18 protein-coding genes are annotated in these 18,492 nt (G+C 41.2%); 4 read left to right on the forward strand and 14 right to left on the reverse strand.

Annotated elements, in window-relative coordinates:
• The first annotated feature begins 154 nt into the window (after window positions 1-154).
• The 4 genes from EV695_RS11655 to EV695_RS11670 all read left to right on the forward strand — a co-directional run bounded on the left by EV695_RS11655 (window position 155) and on the right by EV695_RS11670 (window position 3,014).
• On the forward strand, window positions 155-697 hold the full coding sequence (locus EV695_RS11655) for an RNA polymerase sigma factor (protein WP_131906086.1): 543 nt from the start codon (window positions 155-157) through the stop codon (window positions 695-697).
• Window positions 685-1,419 carry an anti-sigma factor gene (locus tag EV695_RS11660; RefSeq protein WP_131906087.1) on the forward strand — a complete coding sequence of 245 codons (735 nt, stop codon included), beginning with the start codon at window positions 685-687 and terminating at the stop codon, window positions 1,417-1,419. Before EV695_RS11655 ends, EV695_RS11660 begins: the two co-directional genes overlap by 13 nt.
• Before the next feature lie 18 nt (window positions 1,420-1,437).
• Window positions 1,438-2,538, forward strand: a complete 1,101-nt coding sequence (locus EV695_RS11665) for an esterase-like activity of phytase family protein (protein ID WP_131906088.1) — start codon at window positions 1,438-1,440, stop codon at window positions 2,536-2,538.
• Between the two features lie 62 nt (window positions 2,539-2,600).
• Window positions 2,601-3,014: a rhodanese-like domain-containing protein gene (locus EV695_RS11670; RefSeq protein ID WP_131906089.1), complete on the forward strand. Its 414-nt coding sequence runs from the start codon at window positions 2,601-2,603 to the stop codon at window positions 3,012-3,014.
• Window positions 3,015-3,045: 31 nt separating this feature from the next.
• On the opposite strand, the gene EV695_RS11675 is transcribed toward EV695_RS11670, so the two are convergent.
• From EV695_RS11675 to EV695_RS11740, 14 genes are all read right to left on the reverse strand, one after another.
• A complete protein-coding gene (locus tag EV695_RS11675; RefSeq protein ID WP_131906090.1) occupies window positions 3,046-3,783 on the reverse strand; it encodes a HesA/MoeB/ThiF family protein in 738 nt (245 codons plus the stop codon).
• A 136-nt stretch (window positions 3,784-3,919) separates the two neighbouring features.
• Window positions 3,920-4,225, reverse strand: a complete 306-nt coding sequence (locus tag EV695_RS11680; protein ID WP_131906091.1) for a hypothetical protein — start codon at window positions 4,223-4,225, stop codon at window positions 3,920-3,922.
• Between the two features lie 93 nt (window positions 4,226-4,318).
• A complete protein-coding gene (locus EV695_RS11685; RefSeq protein WP_207907056.1) occupies window positions 4,319-4,582 on the reverse strand; it encodes a MoaD/ThiS family protein in 264 nt (87 codons plus the stop codon).
• 125 nt (window positions 4,583-4,707) lie between these two features.
• Window positions 4,708-5,970, reverse strand: coding sequence for an NAD(P)/FAD-dependent oxidoreductase (locus EV695_RS11690; RefSeq protein ID WP_131906092.1), 1,263 nt, complete (start codon window positions 5,968-5,970; stop codon window positions 4,708-4,710).
• Window positions 5,971-6,233: 263 nt separating this feature from the next.
• On the reverse strand, window positions 6,234-8,087 hold the full coding sequence (locus tag EV695_RS11695) for an aldehyde ferredoxin oxidoreductase family protein (RefSeq protein ID WP_131906093.1): 1,854 nt from the start codon (window positions 8,085-8,087) through the stop codon (window positions 6,234-6,236).
• A 12-nt stretch (window positions 8,088-8,099) separates the two neighbouring features.
• A complete protein-coding gene (locus tag EV695_RS11700; RefSeq protein WP_131906094.1) occupies window positions 8,100-8,579 on the reverse strand; it encodes a 4Fe-4S dicluster domain-containing protein in 480 nt (159 codons plus the stop codon).
• A gap of 106 nt (window positions 8,580-8,685) precedes the next feature.
• Entirely contained in the window at window positions 8,686-10,194 is a 1,509-nt protein-coding gene (locus tag EV695_RS11705; protein WP_131906095.1) for a formate dehydrogenase subunit gamma, read from the reverse strand.
• 358 nt (window positions 10,195-10,552) lie between these two features.
• Window positions 10,553-11,173 (reverse strand): formate dehydrogenase FDH3 subunit beta, encoded by a 621-nt coding sequence (fdh3B, locus tag EV695_RS11710; RefSeq protein ID WP_131906096.1) that lies wholly within the window; start codon window positions 11,171-11,173, stop codon window positions 10,553-10,555.
• A gap of 12 nt (window positions 11,174-11,185) precedes the next feature.
• The gene (locus EV695_RS11715; RefSeq protein WP_131906097.1) at window positions 11,186-14,101 is read right to left on the reverse strand and encodes a formate dehydrogenase subunit alpha; all 2,916 of its coding nucleotides are present in this window, start codon (window positions 14,099-14,101) and stop codon (window positions 11,186-11,188) included.
• Window positions 14,102-14,113: 12 nt separating this feature from the next.
• On the reverse strand, window positions 14,114-14,320 hold the full coding sequence (locus tag EV695_RS11720; protein WP_131906098.1) for a transcriptional initiation protein Tat: 207 nt from the start codon (window positions 14,318-14,320) through the stop codon (window positions 14,114-14,116).
• A 55-nt stretch (window positions 14,321-14,375) separates the two neighbouring features.
• Window positions 14,376-15,011: a TorD/DmsD family molecular chaperone gene (locus tag EV695_RS11725; protein WP_131906099.1), complete on the reverse strand. Its 636-nt coding sequence runs from the start codon at window positions 15,009-15,011 to the stop codon at window positions 14,376-14,378.
• A 388-nt stretch (window positions 15,012-15,399) separates the two neighbouring features.
• Window positions 15,400-16,941, reverse strand: a complete 1,542-nt coding sequence (locus EV695_RS11730; RefSeq protein WP_131906100.1) for a 4Fe-4S binding protein — start codon at window positions 16,939-16,941, stop codon at window positions 15,400-15,402.
• Entirely contained in the window at window positions 16,938-17,672 is a 735-nt protein-coding gene (locus tag EV695_RS11735) for a DUF3306 domain-containing protein (protein WP_131906101.1), read from the reverse strand. Before EV695_RS11735 ends, EV695_RS11730 begins: the two co-directional genes overlap by 4 nt.
• A 3-nt stretch (window positions 17,673-17,675) precedes the next feature.
• Entirely contained in the window at window positions 17,676-18,299 is a 624-nt protein-coding gene (locus EV695_RS11740; protein ID WP_131906102.1) for a DUF3305 domain-containing protein, read from the reverse strand.
• Between the last annotated feature and the right edge of the window lie 193 nt (window positions 18,300-18,492).

Raw genomic sequence — 18,492 nt, forward strand, 5'->3', positions numbered from 1 at the left:
TTAGCTAAGTATTACTTCTCTAATTGTAATTGATTTTACAATCTGACAAAAAAGGCTCCTTCTGGAGCCTTTTTTGCATCTAAAATAAAAACCGTGCGTATATGATAACAAGCACGAGATTAGTGCAACTCACAACAACAAAAGAATTTAGACAATGGAAGATATTTACGCTGAATTACTGCAGAAGACTGCAGCTGGAGATCAGTTAGCTTTTAAACAGCTATATGAAAAGTGCTCGCCAAAGTTGATGAGCCTTTGCTTACGTTTAATGCAAACTGAAGCTTTAGCTGAAGATGTTTTACAGGAAGGATTTATTAAAATCTGGGACAAGGCAGACACCTACACCCCGGGTAAAGGTAAAGCAATGACCTGGATGTCTACAGTTATTAGAAACAAAGGATTAGATAAATTAAGAAGTCTCAAAACCAGACCGGTTGAAACTGAAGCCCAGTTTGAAGGTTTAGAGTTTACGTCTTCTGATTTAACACCAGATTCAATGGAAGATATGAGTCAGGAAATGCAAGGTTTGATGGCTTGTCTGGATACCTTGAAACCTTCACAGCGAGAATGTATTTTATTGTCTTATTATTACGGACACACGCACCAGGAACTGTCAGAGAAACTTGGCAAACCCCTGGGTACAATTAAAGCCTGGATACGCAGAGGCTTAGAGGATATTAGACCATGCCTAAATTAGATCACAACACTCAGGGAGCTAAACGCTACCAAAACCCTGAAGTTTTTGAACAACTAGCAATTGAATATGCAGTTGGTTCAATGCAAGGGCGTGCAAGAAAACGCTTTGAAGTATTGATGGAAACTCATTTCTATCTGAAAGCGACAGTTGAAGCTTATGAGAATAAATTTGCTAATCTTGTAGAGCTATTACCTGATGCAAAAGCACCTGATAGTGTATGGGCTGGTATCGAAGCACACATCAAAGAGAGCGCGCCACAGGAAGAGAAAGCACCCTGGTGGAAAGCCAACTTCTTTAAACAAGGCTTCGCGATGATGGCTATGGCATTGATTGTAACGGCAGTGATGCTTTATAACCCGATGTCTAATCACAACCCTATTTCGTACAGTGCGATGCTAGAGTCGGACACTAATGGTCCAATGGCTTTCACCAAAATTGAAAAGTCAGACATGATGATAAAAGTCGATATCATGAAAGACGTCAAAATAGCGGATGATATGGTTTTGACCTTATGGTGCCAACCGAAAAAAGGTGGAGAACCCATGAAAATGGGGACTATTTCCAATAAAGGAAAAACCAATATCAAAATCAGTGAAAAGCAATGGCACCACATGAAAGATATTGGTTCACTCGCGATTAGCGTAGATCATAAGGATAAAACGTCAGAGAAAAATCCTGCCGGAAAATTCATTCTTAAAGGACAGTTGAGTTCTTCTAGCTAGTCAATATATGATCGCTCAATGCGAACATATACTAAACTAAAACCCAGGTTTCAAAAAAATCAGAATGACTCTCAGAATGAGAAACAAAAGCCACTGAAAAACTCAATTCAGTGGCTTATTTCTTTCTTCATAGGATTTAGCTCACTATTGCTATTTTCTTGTAGCTCAGGACAAACAAACCCCAATAGCTACCCAATTGCGATTACACCTAAGCATATTGATACTGATTTTATGCAATTGAAGCTCAATGGTAGTATCGCTTTAAAACCCTCTACATTTAACACTATTCCAGTTCAGGAACTTTCAGGTATCGCCTGGGATAACGACGAAAAACTGCTGTACGCTGTTTCTGATGAGGGGTATTTCTATCACATCAAAGTATCGCTAAAGAACAACCAGCTTGACGCTATGCAGGTGGTATATGCAGCCAGACTGACTGACAGCGAAGGAATTCCATTAAAGGGAAAACACAGGGACTCTGAAGGCCTCTCAACGCTTAACACCAATAATGGCAAACCAGGTGATACCCAACTAATCATCTCGTTTGAAAACAAACCAAGAATTGAGAAATTCTCTACCAAAGGTAGAATGATCTCAACGATTAAACTCCCCAAAAAAATTCGTAAAAAGAATAAATTCAGTCATAAAAACAAAGCACTTGAAAGCGTCACCTATCACCCTAAATACGGCGTAATTACTGCCGCGGAATACCCAATCAAAAACCGGGATGACAGCATACAAACTGTATTTTCCAGCAAGGGAAAAGAATGGAACTTTGAACGCTCGAAAGCGCCGAATAGCGCTATCACTGGTCTCGAGGTATTAGCCAATGGCGATTTACTCGTACTAGAAAGAGCTTATAAAAACCCGATCACACCTGTTGTTATCAACTTGAGACGCTTGCAACTCGACCAATGCAATACAGATCGACTGTGTAAAACACAAGCAATTGCCAGATTTGATGCCGCTGATGATTGGTCGATTGATAACTTCGAAGGTTTAGCACACTATAAAGATAATCAGTATTTTATGATCTCTGATGATAACAACAACATTTTTCAAAAGACCATTCTTGTTTTCTTTGAAGTTATTGACGCTGAAGAAAGCAATAAGAAATAGCGCTATATGATAAATAGCATGATAATAATCGAATATTATTTAACTAACCCATTACACACTTTATGAATACAAAAACGCTAGGACACTTAAGCTCACTCGAAGCTGCTGCTCTTTTAAAAGAGAACCACGAAGCTAAATTAATAGATATCAGAACTTCTATGGAGTTTTTATTTATCGGACATCCCAAAGAAAGCATTCACGTTGCCTGGATGGATGATCCTGATTGGGAGATAAACCCGAATTTTTACAAAGAAGTTAATCAGATTCAAAAAGCCAGCACCAACAACAACTGCCCTATTATTTTGATTTGTCGAAGTGGTAATCGTTCAGAAAAAGCGGGCTTAGAACTCATCGAAGCAGGAATGGAAAACATCTATCACGTCACCGACGGTTTTGAAGGCGAGCTCGATGAAAACAATCAACGTGGCACATTAGATGGCTGGCGTTTTAATGGCTTACCGTGGGAGCAATGTTAATTCTTGGCGGGCACACGAGGCTTAAGCAAAACTAAGCACATACTGCGCAGTTTGGATTTTTTGGAATGGTAACTTTTTGCCATTCCATGCTTAATGCGTCGAACAATAATAATTTACCATTCACATTCTCCTCTTCTCCAATCAAAATTAGGATCGCTTGCAGCGCCTGCATGGTGCCGATCACACCAACCACTGGCGCCAGTACTCCCTCCATCGCACAGGTCTCAGTACTCTCAAAATCAGGCTTGTACAAGCACTGATAACACGGCCCGCCAGACCCTGGAATATAACTGGTAATTTGTCCTTCCATGCGAATAGCTGCCCCTGAAACAAGCGGTGTTGACTGTTTTACACACGCTCTATTGACTGCAAAACGTGTCGGGAAATTATCGGTACAATCTAAAACGATATCGGCTTGTTGAATATAGCTTTCTAATTCCTCATCATCTAACTGCCAATCCAGAGCTTCAACCACACAATCGGGATTCAATTCTGAGATGGTACGTTTAGCTGAAAACGCTTTAAGCTCGCCAATATCCTGAGTTCGATGAATAATCTGACGTTGCAAATTAGAATCTTCAACCTGATCAAAATCACTGACTATCAGCTTACCTATTCCTGCAGCTGCTAAATACATCGCTGCGGGTGAACCCAAGCCTCCCATACCAATAATCAATACGGTTGAATCTAATAATTTTTGCTGCCCTGCTTCGCCAATTTTATTTAATCGGATTTGACGGGCATAACGGCTTTTTTCTTTATTGTTCATAGGATTATATAAAGCTATTTTGAGTGTTGAGAAATGAGTGTTTCGTCATCATTTAATCTAGATTAGATGATGAGACGAATAAAAGCCACCCCCCTACTTTGAGGGCTTTTTTTAGAGGATTTATGACAGTCCTATTTTAACCGCCACCTTTGTGGAAGTATTTGAAGAAGCGCTTCAGGAATTTGGCTTGCTGCTCTTCACTGGTCTCTCTAAAACTAAAACCCACATTGAGAACTGGTAGACTTAACATCGCAATCACTCTGGGTGGCGCTTGCTCAATATCTATCGATACATCCAGCAAGCCGTCTTTGGTATTAATGGTCCATTGAGTTGCAGACACGTCATTACAAAGAAAATTATCTTCTTCAGTAATAAATTGACCTCGTAAGGTCTTGGTAAATTCTGGCACAGAAAAGGCCATCTCGTACTGTTTCTTATCCAACTATTAACCCCAACCTTAAACCCAATTTGCGATACTCATGTAAATATTCACATCTGATTACAAACAATATCCTAACGATAAATAGATAGATCACTAACCACCAGCAACGGGTGGCCATATTGATAAAACATCATCCGCTTCTAAAATGTGCGCACTTCGGTCTTCGCAAACAAAAACGCCATTCACCAAAACAATATGCGCAAGCTCTAAGGGAATATTATATTCATCGATTACATCTTGCACAGATGTTCCCTGAGGCACTTTGATTTCGCGCTTATGTCGAGATGTACCTGGTGGCAATAAACGCATCAGAGACGCAAATAATTCCAGATGCATTTTGATTTTAGGTTTATCCATAGAATAATGCTTATCTTAAAAAAGGCCTGTAAGTGGGGGGGTGTCTTTTCATAGTTATATATTACTTAACAGTAAGATTCATTCAACATTACTTAATATAATACTTAAAACATTGAATTTATTCATTAAACAACGTTATCAAGTTCCTGGGTACACGATAGATATGCTTCCATCAATCGGGTCGGGTCTTTTAATAAACGACTTTTCCACACACCCAGATGCGTTTTGCTCTCAATTAATCCACGAATAACACCGATATGCTGGGTAACACCCAGTGTGCTGGCTCCCACCAGTACATCTTCTTCAATTCCCGAACCAAACCTGAGATTCATGTATTTATAGGCTTCGGCATTATAGATATCAACACTGTCTCCACCTTCAACACCCATCCATAAACCAAAAGAATGAGAGATCAATCCCAACGTATCGAGAACATTCATGTTTACCGAACCATTATGCTCCACCAAATGACCCGCCATGTTTAATGCCGCTATACGACCATGATCGGTTGCTGTAGGTTGAATCGCCTGCACCTCGTAATTTCCAGTAGAAAAATCCTTACCCTGAGCGACATCTCCAGCAGCATAAACATTGGCAACATTGGTTTGCATATTGGTGTTGACCACAATCCCGTGATCCACTTCTATGCCAGAACCTTTAAGAAATTCAGTATTGGGTTTTACACCTGTGGCACTAATAACCGTACATGCCCGGATAGATTCCCCATTATCTAACTCAACGATCATCACGTCATCTTCTTCCCTGATAGAATTGACGCGTGTTGATGTGCGGATATTGACGCCTTTCTCGATACACCATTTTTCAAGGAGCCCACCAGCTTTATCATCGAGCATGCGCGGAACCATACGATCGCCCATCTCAATAACGGTCAGGTTTACGCCCATTTTGGCTAATGACTCAAGAATGATACAACCGATAAATCCAGCACCCATTAGCACTACTTCCAAGCAACTATGCGAACGCTCGGCAATTTGTCTGGCATCTTCTATCGTCCAGCAATTGTGTACATTAGGAAGGTCAGCACCTTCAATAGGTGGAAGTAATGGCTTGGAACCCGCAGCGATTAACAATTTATCATAGGGTATTTCTGTGCCGTCATCCGTAGTCAATACTTTCAGATCAGTATCAACGTTTTCAACGGCATGACCGAGGTATTGAATATTATGAGTATCGTAAAAGTCGTCAGAACGAAGATGTGTACCTGCTTCGTCAATATCTTTCATCAAAAAATAAGGAATAGCCATTCTCGAATACGGAGGTATGGGCTCGTTTCCTATCAAAATAATGGTTGAATCTGGATCTTGTTTTCGTAACGTCTCTGCGGCTACAACACCACACGGACCCGCGCCAATTATGACATGTCGCATAGATACTCCTGGAATCTGAGATTGCTTGTTAATGTGATCTGGTTAAGGTGAAAGTCACTTAAACCACATTGAAACTAAATTAAAACGTAAGCGAGTAATTGAATATTTAGCTAGAAAGAGCCTGGAATGTTCCAGGCTCTTATGTATCAACCAATAAGACGTTAATGTTGTCACCAATAATAACGCCTTAGCCAATAGATAAAGCTCTCGGCAATAAATGAAGCCCTAGCCACTAAAAGTCGAAAGTACTTTATAAAAGTAATTTACGCCAAGCTTAAGCGTTCAAGTGTTTCAGCAGTAGGAACACCATCTGGAGTCCAACCACGAACCTCATAATAAATAGGTAGCATTTCACCTAATCTATTCACTTGCCCTTTAGTTGGGCCAGATTTTATTGCCTCTTTGAGCAAGCGTTTAGGCAAGGTGTCGTCATCACTGGTGAAGCCAGCTGCGTTGTTGTATTGACGCTCCATATTCCAGATACGTTCTCCGGCTTCCAGACATTTATCAACACTCCAGTCACCTTCACAAGCCGCGTCAATTTGAGGCGCTATATTTTCCATACCCCATGCAAATGTGGTGAAAACACAAATACCCGCCGAATCAACAAGAGCTGTCGCATCCTGGAAAGCTTTTACTAACTCAGGTTTACCGTCAGATTCCGTTTGCTCTGTCTTAACTGGAATACCGAGTATTTCAGATGCGATTGTATAACCACGTAAATGACATGCTCCACGATTAGATGTCGCATAAGCAAGACCAATACCTTGAATACCACGAGGGTCGTAAGCCGGGAATTCCTGTCCTTTAACAGACATTGATAATTCAGGCGCACCGTATTTTTCGCACATACGCTTAGAGCCCAACCCTAGAATTTTCCCAAAGTGTGTTCCTGCTGCAACTGCTTCGATTGAAGCAACCAATGCTTCAGCAGAACCAAACCGGAGTTCAATCCCATCTGTATCTTCAGTTGTCATTTTGCCGTCTTCAAATAACTCCATAGCCGCCGCTACAGTACAGCCGAAACTAATTGGGTCGAGGCCATCTTCATTACAGACGAAGTTCACATAAGTCAGTGCATCGATATCATCAACGCCCGTATCAGCGCCTAAAGACCATGCTGCTTCGTATTCAAGTCCACCAGAAGCGCCATGATATTGAGGCTTATCTTTCACAGAGAAGTGTGTTTTATCTACCGTAGAAATACGACCACAAGCAATCGTACAGCCAAAGCATGCACCATTCGTTGTCAAATTTGGTTTACCATCACTGGCTCTTGGCTCGTGCATTGCTTCACCAGAGATATTTTCAGCGCCTTCAAAACCAACATCACGCATATTTCTCGCCGGTAACCCACCCACACCATTGATAACATTCATCAATACCTGTGTTCCGTATGCAGGGAGACCTTCTCCCGTAACTGCATTTTCTGCAAGTACCTGCTTCCCATCGTTTACAGCTTCAAAGAATGCTTTAGGGTCATTAATTCCCTTAACACCTTTTGTGCCTCTTACAGCAACAGCTTTCAAATTCTTTGATGCCATTACTGTGCCCACACCAGAGCGGCCAGCTGCACGATGCAAATCATTTATAACTGCAGAATATAAACAGCCTTCTTCAGCAGGTCGGCCTACTACGGCAATTTTCAAATTAGGATCTTGATGCTTCTCATGAAGCATCTCATCAGCTTCCCATGCAGACTTACCCCATAGGTCGTCAGCGGCGCGAAGTTCTGTTAAGTCATTTTCGATATATAAATAAACAGGTGTTGGTGATTTACCTTCAAAGATAATCATATCCCAACCCGCGTTTTTAAATTCATTACCAATGAATCCGCCAGAGTTAGAACATGCAATCGCCCCTGTTAAAGGACTTTTTGTAATGACTGAATAGCGACCACCTGTTGAAGCCATTGTTCCTGTTAGTGGCCCTGTAGCCATGATAAATAAGTTTTCAGGGCTTAATGGATCAACGTTTGGATCTGTTTCTTCGACCAGATATTTTGTTGCTAGACCTCGCTGGCCTAAATATTTAGTTGCCCACTCCATATTAAGTGGTTCGGGTGTACACGTCCCTTCAGTGAGGTTGACGCGTAATACATTTCTTGTCCAAGACATATTATTTAACCTCTATGCTGATGTGTTTGCGCTAGGAAGACTTTTTTCTGCAAATGCCTTCATACGATCATATCCAGTCGCGTTAGCGTCGATATATGTAATTGCTTCAGTCGGACAGGCTTTCGCACATTCAGGATCGCCACCACAGAGGTCGCACTTGGCAACTTTGCCTGTTTCCTGCACGTAGTTGATCGTGCCAAAGGGACATGAAATAGTACAAACTTTACAACCCACACATTTATCATCGATAACAATTTTTGCGCCGGTCGACATATCCATAGTAATTGCATCAACAGGACAAGCTCTTAAACACCAGGCTTCATCACATTGAGTACATGTGTATGGTGCAAAACGTCCTTCTTCATGGAAAGTAAATACTTTGATGACTGATCGGGAGGGATTAAATTCACCTAGCTTTTCGTACGAGCATGCCATTTCACACTGCAGGCATCCAGTACATTTAGCCGGATCAAGATGTAGCGACTTTTGCATTCATATCTCCTTTAAATGGTTATTTTATTTATTTATTAGATTTAAAATCCTTATACACAACTATAGTTAAGTTTCTAACGTTTTTTCTGATTTTCCTGAAAAGCTCCTAAGAGCCTTCCAAAATATCATTCTGCAGTTTACTCAATTCATCCCATGAACCCTTGGCAGCAAGCTCAGCTTGTGCAGGCCAGCTTTTAGGCTCATGCATTTTGTATCTTGATCCCGCAGCATTTAAGATTTCTTTGAGCGCATCACGGTTTGAGTTCTGAATGTCCTCATAGCGGGTTAAACCTGCTGCATACAATACTTCCTCAATCTTTGGTCCTATACCCTCTATCTTTTTTAGATTATCAAAACCTTCAGATGATATCGTTTTAACCTTTGGTGCATTATCTTTAGCTAAGTTGTCTTTAGCTAGGTTATCTTTTGCTCCGCCATCTTTTACCTTCTCTGCACCGTCGGAGGAATCAGAGAGATTACTAACGCCTGCAGCCACAGTTGTTGCTGCAACTCCAGCCGACGCTGAAACGACTGAATCACCAGCATTTTGAGATGTATTTACCATAGAATCAGATGCCTGCTTATTCATAGCAGTAGCATTTGAGTCATTCGTTTCTAGAACACCATCATTCTTTAGTTCTTGATACCATAAGTCATGATGTTCTTTAGCCCAGTTTTCATCACAATAACCGGTTTGCATCGCTTCATAAGCACCTTCCATTGCGAAAGTACCCATATATATATGACCGAAAGATGCTGCTAATAAGCCAATCGCAGCAATAGCATGAATGACTTGAGATAATTTAATATCTTCTTGTGATATGCCGAAGAAAGGAAAGCCCATCACTATGCCACTTACGACAACCACTATACCCACAATCATCGCGATCCAGTACCAGGCCTTTTCACCACCATTATAGCGCCCTGCACTTGCATGACCGCCAAACAATCCGCCACCTTTTGCAAACCATTTAATGTCAGTCCAGTTAGCAAAGTTACCCTTGATAAAAGTGAACAACATAATAATTAACAAAACGGCAAACACCGGACCAATGTAGTTATGTACGGTTCTGCCCAGTATGGCGACTGCTCCAAAAGCATCTTTGCCTATAACCGGAATCAAACCGAATCTTCCCAGAGTAAGAAGTACTCCTGTTAGACCTAGAATCAAGAAGGAGATTGCAACTGACCAATGGACAAGACGTTGAAAACCTGAAAATCGACGGATTTTATTGCCAGAGCGACCTGCTTTTATTTTTATTTTTCCACGAATTAATCTAAACAGAGTAATAGCCAGTAATACACCACCTAAGGCATAAGCACTGTAAGGAATTAGTTTAGTGCGACGGAATTCACGCCACTCCTGACCACTTACATTAATTAAAGTGTCGGCAGTCGGCCCTTTTACCTGGGTAGTACCCGTGATATCAACGTTTCTTTGTCTTACTGCTCGCCACAAATCTGTAGCAGGACTTTTAACATCAACCTGTGGATTAAAGGTTGGGTTGTTGATTGCAGCATTTGCTGCCTCATCTGCAATAACAGTAGAAGTGACTGTTACATTCAATAACAGAAACACTAAACTTAATAGCAATGCCCTAGTGGCCATCCCCATGATAATCTCCTAAGAGCCTCTCTCCTCAAGACGTATAAGTACTGCCAACGCCAACAGATCAGAAATCCAGGCGAATCATAGTGGAATATCAAACCTTTTAAACAAACAACACAGTTACCAAACATGGAATCTGAGCTTATCACTAAGCCCAATAAGGGTATGTCTCAAGTACCCTTTCCGCTCGCTGTTTATTTAAAGGTAATCAACATTCTTCAAAGTGCGTCCAGGATATGGTGTCCCAGAGACTTACAGAACTTAATTGGTCTTGATCAGAGGTACCCTAATATACTTGTAAAAAACATACCCCCCCTCCTCCAATCAAAGGGGGCGTACAAATATCCTAACTAGGAGTTAGACTTTATTTTGTGGCTTTACCAGAAAAGTCTGGGTTAAAACCGTTTTGCTGAATATTACCGCTTGAAGCAAGATTAGACATACTTCTACTAATCACACGCTTACGGTAAATATCTGAAACCATATTGGCATCACCCGCTAACAATGCTTTAGTCGAACACATCTCTGCACAAAGTGGTAATTTGCCTTCAGCAAGTCGATTTGAACCGTACTTCTTATGTTCATCAACACTTCCAGCTTTTTCAGGACCACCTGCACAGAAAGTACATTTATCCATCTTACCGCGAGAAGCAAATGCACCAGCAGTTGGGAACTGTGGAGCCCCAAATGGACATGCATAAGAGCAATAGCCACAACCGATACAAATATCTTTATCGTGAAGCACGATACCGTTATCAGTAGTGTAGAAACAATCTACAGGACAAACTGCCGCACATGGAGCATCGGTACAGTGCATACAAGCCACAGAGAGTGAACGCTCACCTGGCTCACCATCTTTAACTGTTACAACACGACGGCGATTTATACCCCATGGAACTTCATTTTCGTTTTTACATGCGGTAACACAAGCGTTACATTCGATACAACGTTCTGAATCACAATAGAATTTTACATTAGCACCCATTATGTGTACCTCCTAAGCTTTAGTTATTTTACACAGGCTACATTTAGTTTCCTGCATCTGTGTGACTGAATCATAACCATAGGTCATGGCGGTATTTAAGGCTTCACCCAATACAACAGGGTCTGCGCCTTTTGGATACTTCTCTCGTAAATCTTTTCCCTGAAAATGCCCACCAAAGTGATATGGAGCTGAAGCTACACCAGAAGCAACTCGACGAGTAACCATCGCTTTTACTTTGATTTTTGCCCCTTCAGGAGTCTCGATCCAAACCATATTGCCATCTCTGATACCAATATTATTTGCATCTCTTGGATTGATTTCTACGAACATATCTTGCTGTAGTTCAGCCAACCATTTATTTGATCTCGTTTCATCACCACCACCTTCATACTCAACCAATCTGAATGAAGAAAGTATCAAAGGAAAATCTTTTGAGTAATCCTTCGCTTGAATAGATGAATAACGTGTTGGCAAACGCCAGAATGACTTACGATCTTCATACGTAGGATAGTTAGCCACCAAATCATGACGACTTGTATATAGAGGCTCTCGATGAATGGGTATTGGATCAGGGAATGTCCATACTTTAACGCGAGCCTTAGCATTACCAAACGGAGCACAACCATGTTTAATAGCAACACGTTGTATGCCGCCGGACAAATCGGTTTTCCAGTTTTTACCTTCAGCTGCAGTTTTCTCAGGATCAGTTAAGTCATCCCACCAGCCAAGCTTCTTAAGCATATCGCCTGTAAATTCAGGATAACCGTCTTTAATTTCAGATCCGGCTGAGTGGAATCCTTCAGCAAGAAGATTAACACCTTCACGCTCCACACCAAATCTTGCACGGAATGTTAAGCCACCTTCAGCAACCGAAGTACTACCATCATATAAATTAGGCGTACCAGGATGTTTCATCTCAGGCGTACCCCAGCAAGGCCAAGGTAAACCGTAGAATTCACCATCACAAGCGCCACCTTCAGCTTTTAAACTAGTGAAATCAAAGTCACCCCAGTTCTCTTGTTGTTTCTTCAAACGCTCTGGGCTTTGACCTGTATATCCGATAGTCCACATGCCGCGATTAATCTCACGTAACGTGTCTTCAACACTTGGCTCATCATTTTCAACTTTAATGTTTTTAAACATCTGATCTGCAAAGCCAAGCTTCGTAGCTAACTTATGCATAATGATGTGATCAGGCAAAGACTCAAACAGCGGATCAATAACCTTATCTCTCCACTGGAAAGAACGGTTTGATGCAGTAACAGAACCGTAAGTTTCCATTTGCGTAGCAGCTGGTAATAAGTAAACACCATCTTTACGATCATGCATTACAGCAGAAACCGTGGGGTATGGATCAACTATAACCATCATATCAAGACCTTCCATGGCCTTTTTCATCTCTGTTCCACGAGTCTGACTGTTTGGAGCGTGACCCCAGAAGAACATAGCTTTTAAGTTATCTTTTTGAGCAATATTGTCTTTATCTTCCAAGACACCATCAATCCAACGTGATACTGGAATACCTTTGGTATTCATTACATGCAGATCTGCATCACCTTTCTTTTCATAACTACCATCATCGAATTGTCCCTTGATCCAATCGTAATCAAGATCCCAGACTTTCGCCCAATGTTTCCATGAACCAGCAGACAGACCATAATAACCAGGTAACGTATCAGCAAGTACACCTAAATCTGTAGCTCCCTGAACATTATCATGACCACGGAAGATGTTTGCTCCACCACCTGACACACCCATGTTTCCTAGTGCTAGCTGGAAGGTACAATAAGCGCGAGTATTGTTATTACCAATCGTGTGTTGCGTTCCACCCATACACCAGATAAATGTACCTGGACGATGATCAGCCATCGCTTTAGCAGCAGCTTTTACACGGTGTTCTTTAACGCCTGTAACACGCTCAACTTCTGCAGGGTCCCATTTAGCAACTTCCTGCATGACTTCTTCCATTCCGTATACACGTTGACGGATAAAGCCTTTGTCTTCCCAGCCATTTTTGAAGATGTGGTACAACATACCCCAAATGATCGGTACATCAGTACCAGGACGAATCTGTAAAAAGTGATCAGCATGTGCAGCTGTACGTGTAAAACGAGGATCAATTACAATCACAGGGGCATTATTTTCTTCTTTTGCCTTCAGGATATGTAACATTGAAACCGGATGAGCTTCTGATGGGTTAGAACCAATCAAAAGAATTGATTTAGAATTATGGATATCATTGTAGGAGTTGGTCATCGCACCATAACCCCACGTATTAGCAACACCCGCAACTGTCGTTGAGTGACAGATTCGAGCTTGATGGTCTACGTTATTCGTACCCCACATTGCTGCCATTTTTCTAAACAAGTAAGCTTGTTCGTTGTTGTGCTTTGCAGAACCCAGCCAGTAAACCGAGTCAGGACCAGATTCTTTACGGATACTGATTAACTTATCACCAATTTCATTGATCGCCTGATCCCATGAAACTTTCTTCCATTTACCATCTACAAGTTTAGTAGGGTATTTTAGACGACGTTCACCGTGACCGTGTTCACGGATAGCAGCACCTTTAGCACAATGGGCACCTTTATTGAAAGGGTGATCTAATGCAGGTTCTTGACCAGTCCATACACCATTTTGTACTTCAGCAATAACACCACAACCAACCGAACAGTGAGTACATACTGTCTTTACACGCTTGATAGCAGCACCAGGAACAGTATCTGCTGAAGCTTCGGCTTTTCTCATCATTCCTGGAGAAAGTGCAGTACCAAGAGCCGCTCCACCAGCCATCAAACTGGAAGTGCGTAAAAATTGACGACGCGATATCGCTTTACCTGATGCGCCTTTTGATGCTCCCGTCTTTTCTATTAAAGAGCTATCAATAACTGCATCAGAAACGTAATCAGACTTCTTTGTGAGTTTCATTCCACTATCTCCTTATAGTGCAGCTGATTTATAATAATCAGCGATATGTTGAGTTAGCCGATAACCTTCTTCTTGTTTTTCCTTTTCGACCACGGGCAATTCTTGAGCTGCCATAGCTGCACCAGGAACAGCTACTGCAGTGATTGCACCAGCTCCTAATACGACACCACTACTTATAAATTGACGACGACTGATTTTTGCTTCTGCATATTTTTTCATTTTTTCTCAACCCCTCCCGGGCTAAACCAGCAAACTAGACCTATAACCCAAACGTTTAAACCACGTTCAAATATAGTTTTTCAAAATTGATTAAAGCTGTACCAAATCGTCCTACTGCACGATAAAAAACAGCTGAATCGGCTACGGACAAATCATTGAAGAATCGTCCCATCCAAGGCTCAATATGTTTTTCAAAAAAGATTACTTGGGTATCATCTTTTCCAATACTTTTGTTTTGATCAGACTGTGCACTTTCTGTGATTAGCAACGCCATCATTTCGCACAAAGCAGCAACATGATCTTCCGGCTCTACAATACTTTCATCACGCTCGTAACCCAGTGCCTTTAGATCATCTCTTAAAATACTTAATGGTTGCTCCATTAAAAAACCAGTTAAATACCAAGAGCCGTAAGGAACCAACTCACCTCTACCTAGACCAACAAACAATACATGATATTCATCATCCACTGCTGACACATCCGAAGACTGAGCCGCTAAACCTAGAGAAGACATCGACAGCAATAATTCATCTTGCTCTACATTTTCCAGATTAACTTTTGCAAACTCTGATACGTGCTCTAAAACTTCTTGAGCCGGAACACCCCTCAGAAGTGCAGCCAATATGCTATATGCAGATGCTCTGTATTGTTGCTCTGCCTGAATACTCCCCTCATCGCTTTGCGCAGTCATAGTTTGTACTTCCGAAGAAGCGATCTGCTGCAAATTATTATCGACTTGTTGAGAGCGGGTTTGTTGAAACATCTTTCCTTCAGACATAAATTCCTTATATTGATTTTATATTGCAATGAACGTGCCACCTTTTAAGAGAATAAAATAACCAAAACGGAGTAATTCAACCAAGACTTTTACAGAACTGCTCCCGAAATACCCAGAATGTGACCCAAAGTACAAAATGTACCGGTTAAAATAACCTGATTTTTCTGGCTAGCCACATATAAATAACTAAGATATACGAACAAATAAGACAAACTAATATGCTCAATGCTCTTAAATAAAAAAACAATCAAAACTTAAGATGGCTATCCTCCTAATAGTCACCTCAGTTAATCTGTTTTATCTAAAAATCAGTATTTGGATCTTCCATCATATCCACAACTCTACAGTCATCACACATTTTTAAACGACTTCTTGATCGTTCATCAGCGAACATTGAATGACCAGCCAGCTTTACCATAATAGTCGCGATACCGGATGACGTTGCAAATGGTTTGCCACATTTAGTGCAGCAGAAAGGCTCATCCTGATGCAAGACCCGTGATTTCATACGAACCGCTCTATCAAACAAGAATCGCGGCGTAATTGATATCGCATCTTCAGGACAAGTATTCACACACACATTACATTGCAAACATTTTTCCTCAATCAAACTGACTTGAGGCATCTCTCTTCCATCTTGCAATGCATTTCCTGGACAGGCGCTGACACAGGACATACATAAAGTACATTTACTCTGATCAATTAACGCTTCACCAAAGATAGACCCTTCCGGCAATGAAACTATCGGCTCAACTTTATCAGCCTGTGAAACCAAATGATCCAGCGCCATATAGAATGACTGACGCTTTTCTCCAACCGGTGCATGAGTGGCCGTTGCGATTAATGGTAAACTTTTAATACTCATTAATTCATTTTGATCAGACACTATGGACACACAGTTTTCAGGGTAAGACATACCCTCCAAAATATTATGCGCCATACCCAAATGCAGATTCAAAGCACTCTTTGATGTTTCGGGTATACCGTCCAAATCAAACAGACGAACTGACCTCGCTCCCCAAGCCAATGCAGAAAACCACATCTCTGGACCAACACTAGCAACCTCTTCTACAGTTACGACCAAAGCAGCTGGTAACATTTGCTCCACTCTTTCTTGCTCGTCTTCTGTGGCAAAAACAAGATCAGGTCTTTCATCCGTTTGTTTTAAATAGGTTACTATTAACGTTCTTATATGCGCCAACAAATCCTTTGGTTTTGGAAATGCATAAGTCAGAGCACTTGATGGACAAACGGTGGTACAAATACCACCACCTTGACAACGAAAAGGATCAACCTTAATTTTCTCTACTAAAGAAGTAATCGCTTCCGCAGGACATGCATCAATACATCGTGTACAACCTGCTTTTCCTGATCGGCCATGTGCACACAAACTTTCGTTGTAATCAAAGTAGCGGGGCTTCTCAAACGTACCCACCATTTCACGCAACTCAGCCTTTGCGCTTTCTATATCAGACAAATCATTCGCCGATGTGATATACCCCGGTGGTTTTAAACCCATCGTTAATAAAGGCTGTGGAGTAAGATCAAGGATGAGATCCGCTTTTATCGTTTGGCCACTCACTTTAATTAAAAATTGACCCAGAGCACCTTCAATAGCTATTTCATCAGTTGGTGAACGCCCTTGAAACTCAATAATTTCACTAGTTAGCGGATCAGGTAAATCACCAATTTTATGCGCAACCTCAGAAGCTGCGATAATCACCACATGACCACGCGACTTATACTCAACTACGGACGTAGGTTGTGGATTTAATTTTTCAACGGCCGCGTATGCCGCCTGTTTTGCTTGTATCTTACTTTCTGAGACAAATAAATCTGTCATGCAACATCCTCGTTGTTTCTGTTATCAGCCTTATCAGCTTCATCATTATAGTTTGTGTTTTGTGTGCTTGACGCTTCTACGACACTATCATCATTTATTAAATCATCATTGTTTAGCAAAGAGTCATCAGTGGTATCACTTGCGAGCTCAGGATTTTGCGTTTCAGCATCATCAAGTGCGTCATCAAACTCACTGACGCTATCATCATCTTGACTACCAACATCTTCAGCATCAGCATTCGCGTATTCTGCTTCAGCCAGTTGTTCAGCTTTTTCTTGTTCTTCTTTAGCCAGCGCTCTTTTAGCCTCTACCTCAACCATATGTTTCATATCTGAAGTAATTGTAGTTGGATCTAGTTTTTCAAAGAACGTGTAATCACCATCATAATCATCCAAACCATCACGAACATTATAAACTTTGCTTTTAAATAACTTACGTAGCGCCATGGTGCGCAGACCTTCGCTGACACCTGTAGACATAAAGCCTGAATAATCCGAGCTTTCATCTAATGTTTCAATATCTGGCATATCTTCATCGGTCAAAGCATTCAGTTGTGCTTTCTTTTCTGCCCGAAGTACTTCGGGATCAACGACCTCTTCTGCCGCATTAGAATCAACACTATCTTCCTGAATTTCACCAGACGCTATTTTTTTATCTTTAGCCGCTTCTTCAGCAACTAGCTGTTTACGACGCGACCAACGAGATCCAAAACTTTCTTTTTCATTTGGCATACATTAATTACCTGACTTATCTTGCTGTTTACCTGGTTGCTGCCCTTCTCTGCTATCTACTTTCCAATCGGTACGCTTACGCTTTATGCGCTTCTCTGCCACATAATTTTCTACTACATAGGCTTCTGCCCAACGATATAATTCAGGAGGAATCGGAACAGCATAAATCGTGGCCTCTCCCTCGAGATAGGCATGCGCCTCATCAAAACTTAGCGAAACCAAAAATGGAATGGGGATACCGGTATCATTACCTTCTGCATCTTCTTCTCGTGCAATGATGAAACACCCTGGCTCCGGGGACATTAGATTATGATAGTAACTCTCACACTCATCATTATATAAACGAATTTTCATACCGCTATAAATGAGTTGTTTGACCTCCCCTTGTTCGACCACTTTAATCTGATCTTTAGCCTCTGAGGACTCACCTGCATCAACATCTTGCTCGGACAAAGCCACGATTCCGACCGCATCCCATACTTCATCAATCCATTTATTTTGAGAAGGACGACTCTCCATAATTACGGATACCGTAAAGCTATTTTTTAGCTTTTCAGAATCAGTCGTGGATATATCTGCTTGAGAGTTTTCAGGCTTGTTATTCGTACTGGTATCTGATTTATTCATAGATAAGATTGTAGTTTAGTTTTGTCTATCGTTCTGCGTTGAATTTTAGCTCAACTAGTTAATTAGCAAGTAACATGCCATTCGATACATTTTACACGTATTAATATTATTTAAAGTCACCCCCCTACTTACAGGCACTTTTTTAATATAAAGCAGTGATATTCAACGAATACAATAACCAACATTGATAACA

The sequence above is a fragment of the Cocleimonas flava genome, assembly GCF_004339015.1.
GTDB classification, from domain to species: Bacteria; Pseudomonadota; Gammaproteobacteria; order Thiotrichales; family Thiotrichaceae; genus Cocleimonas; species Cocleimonas flava.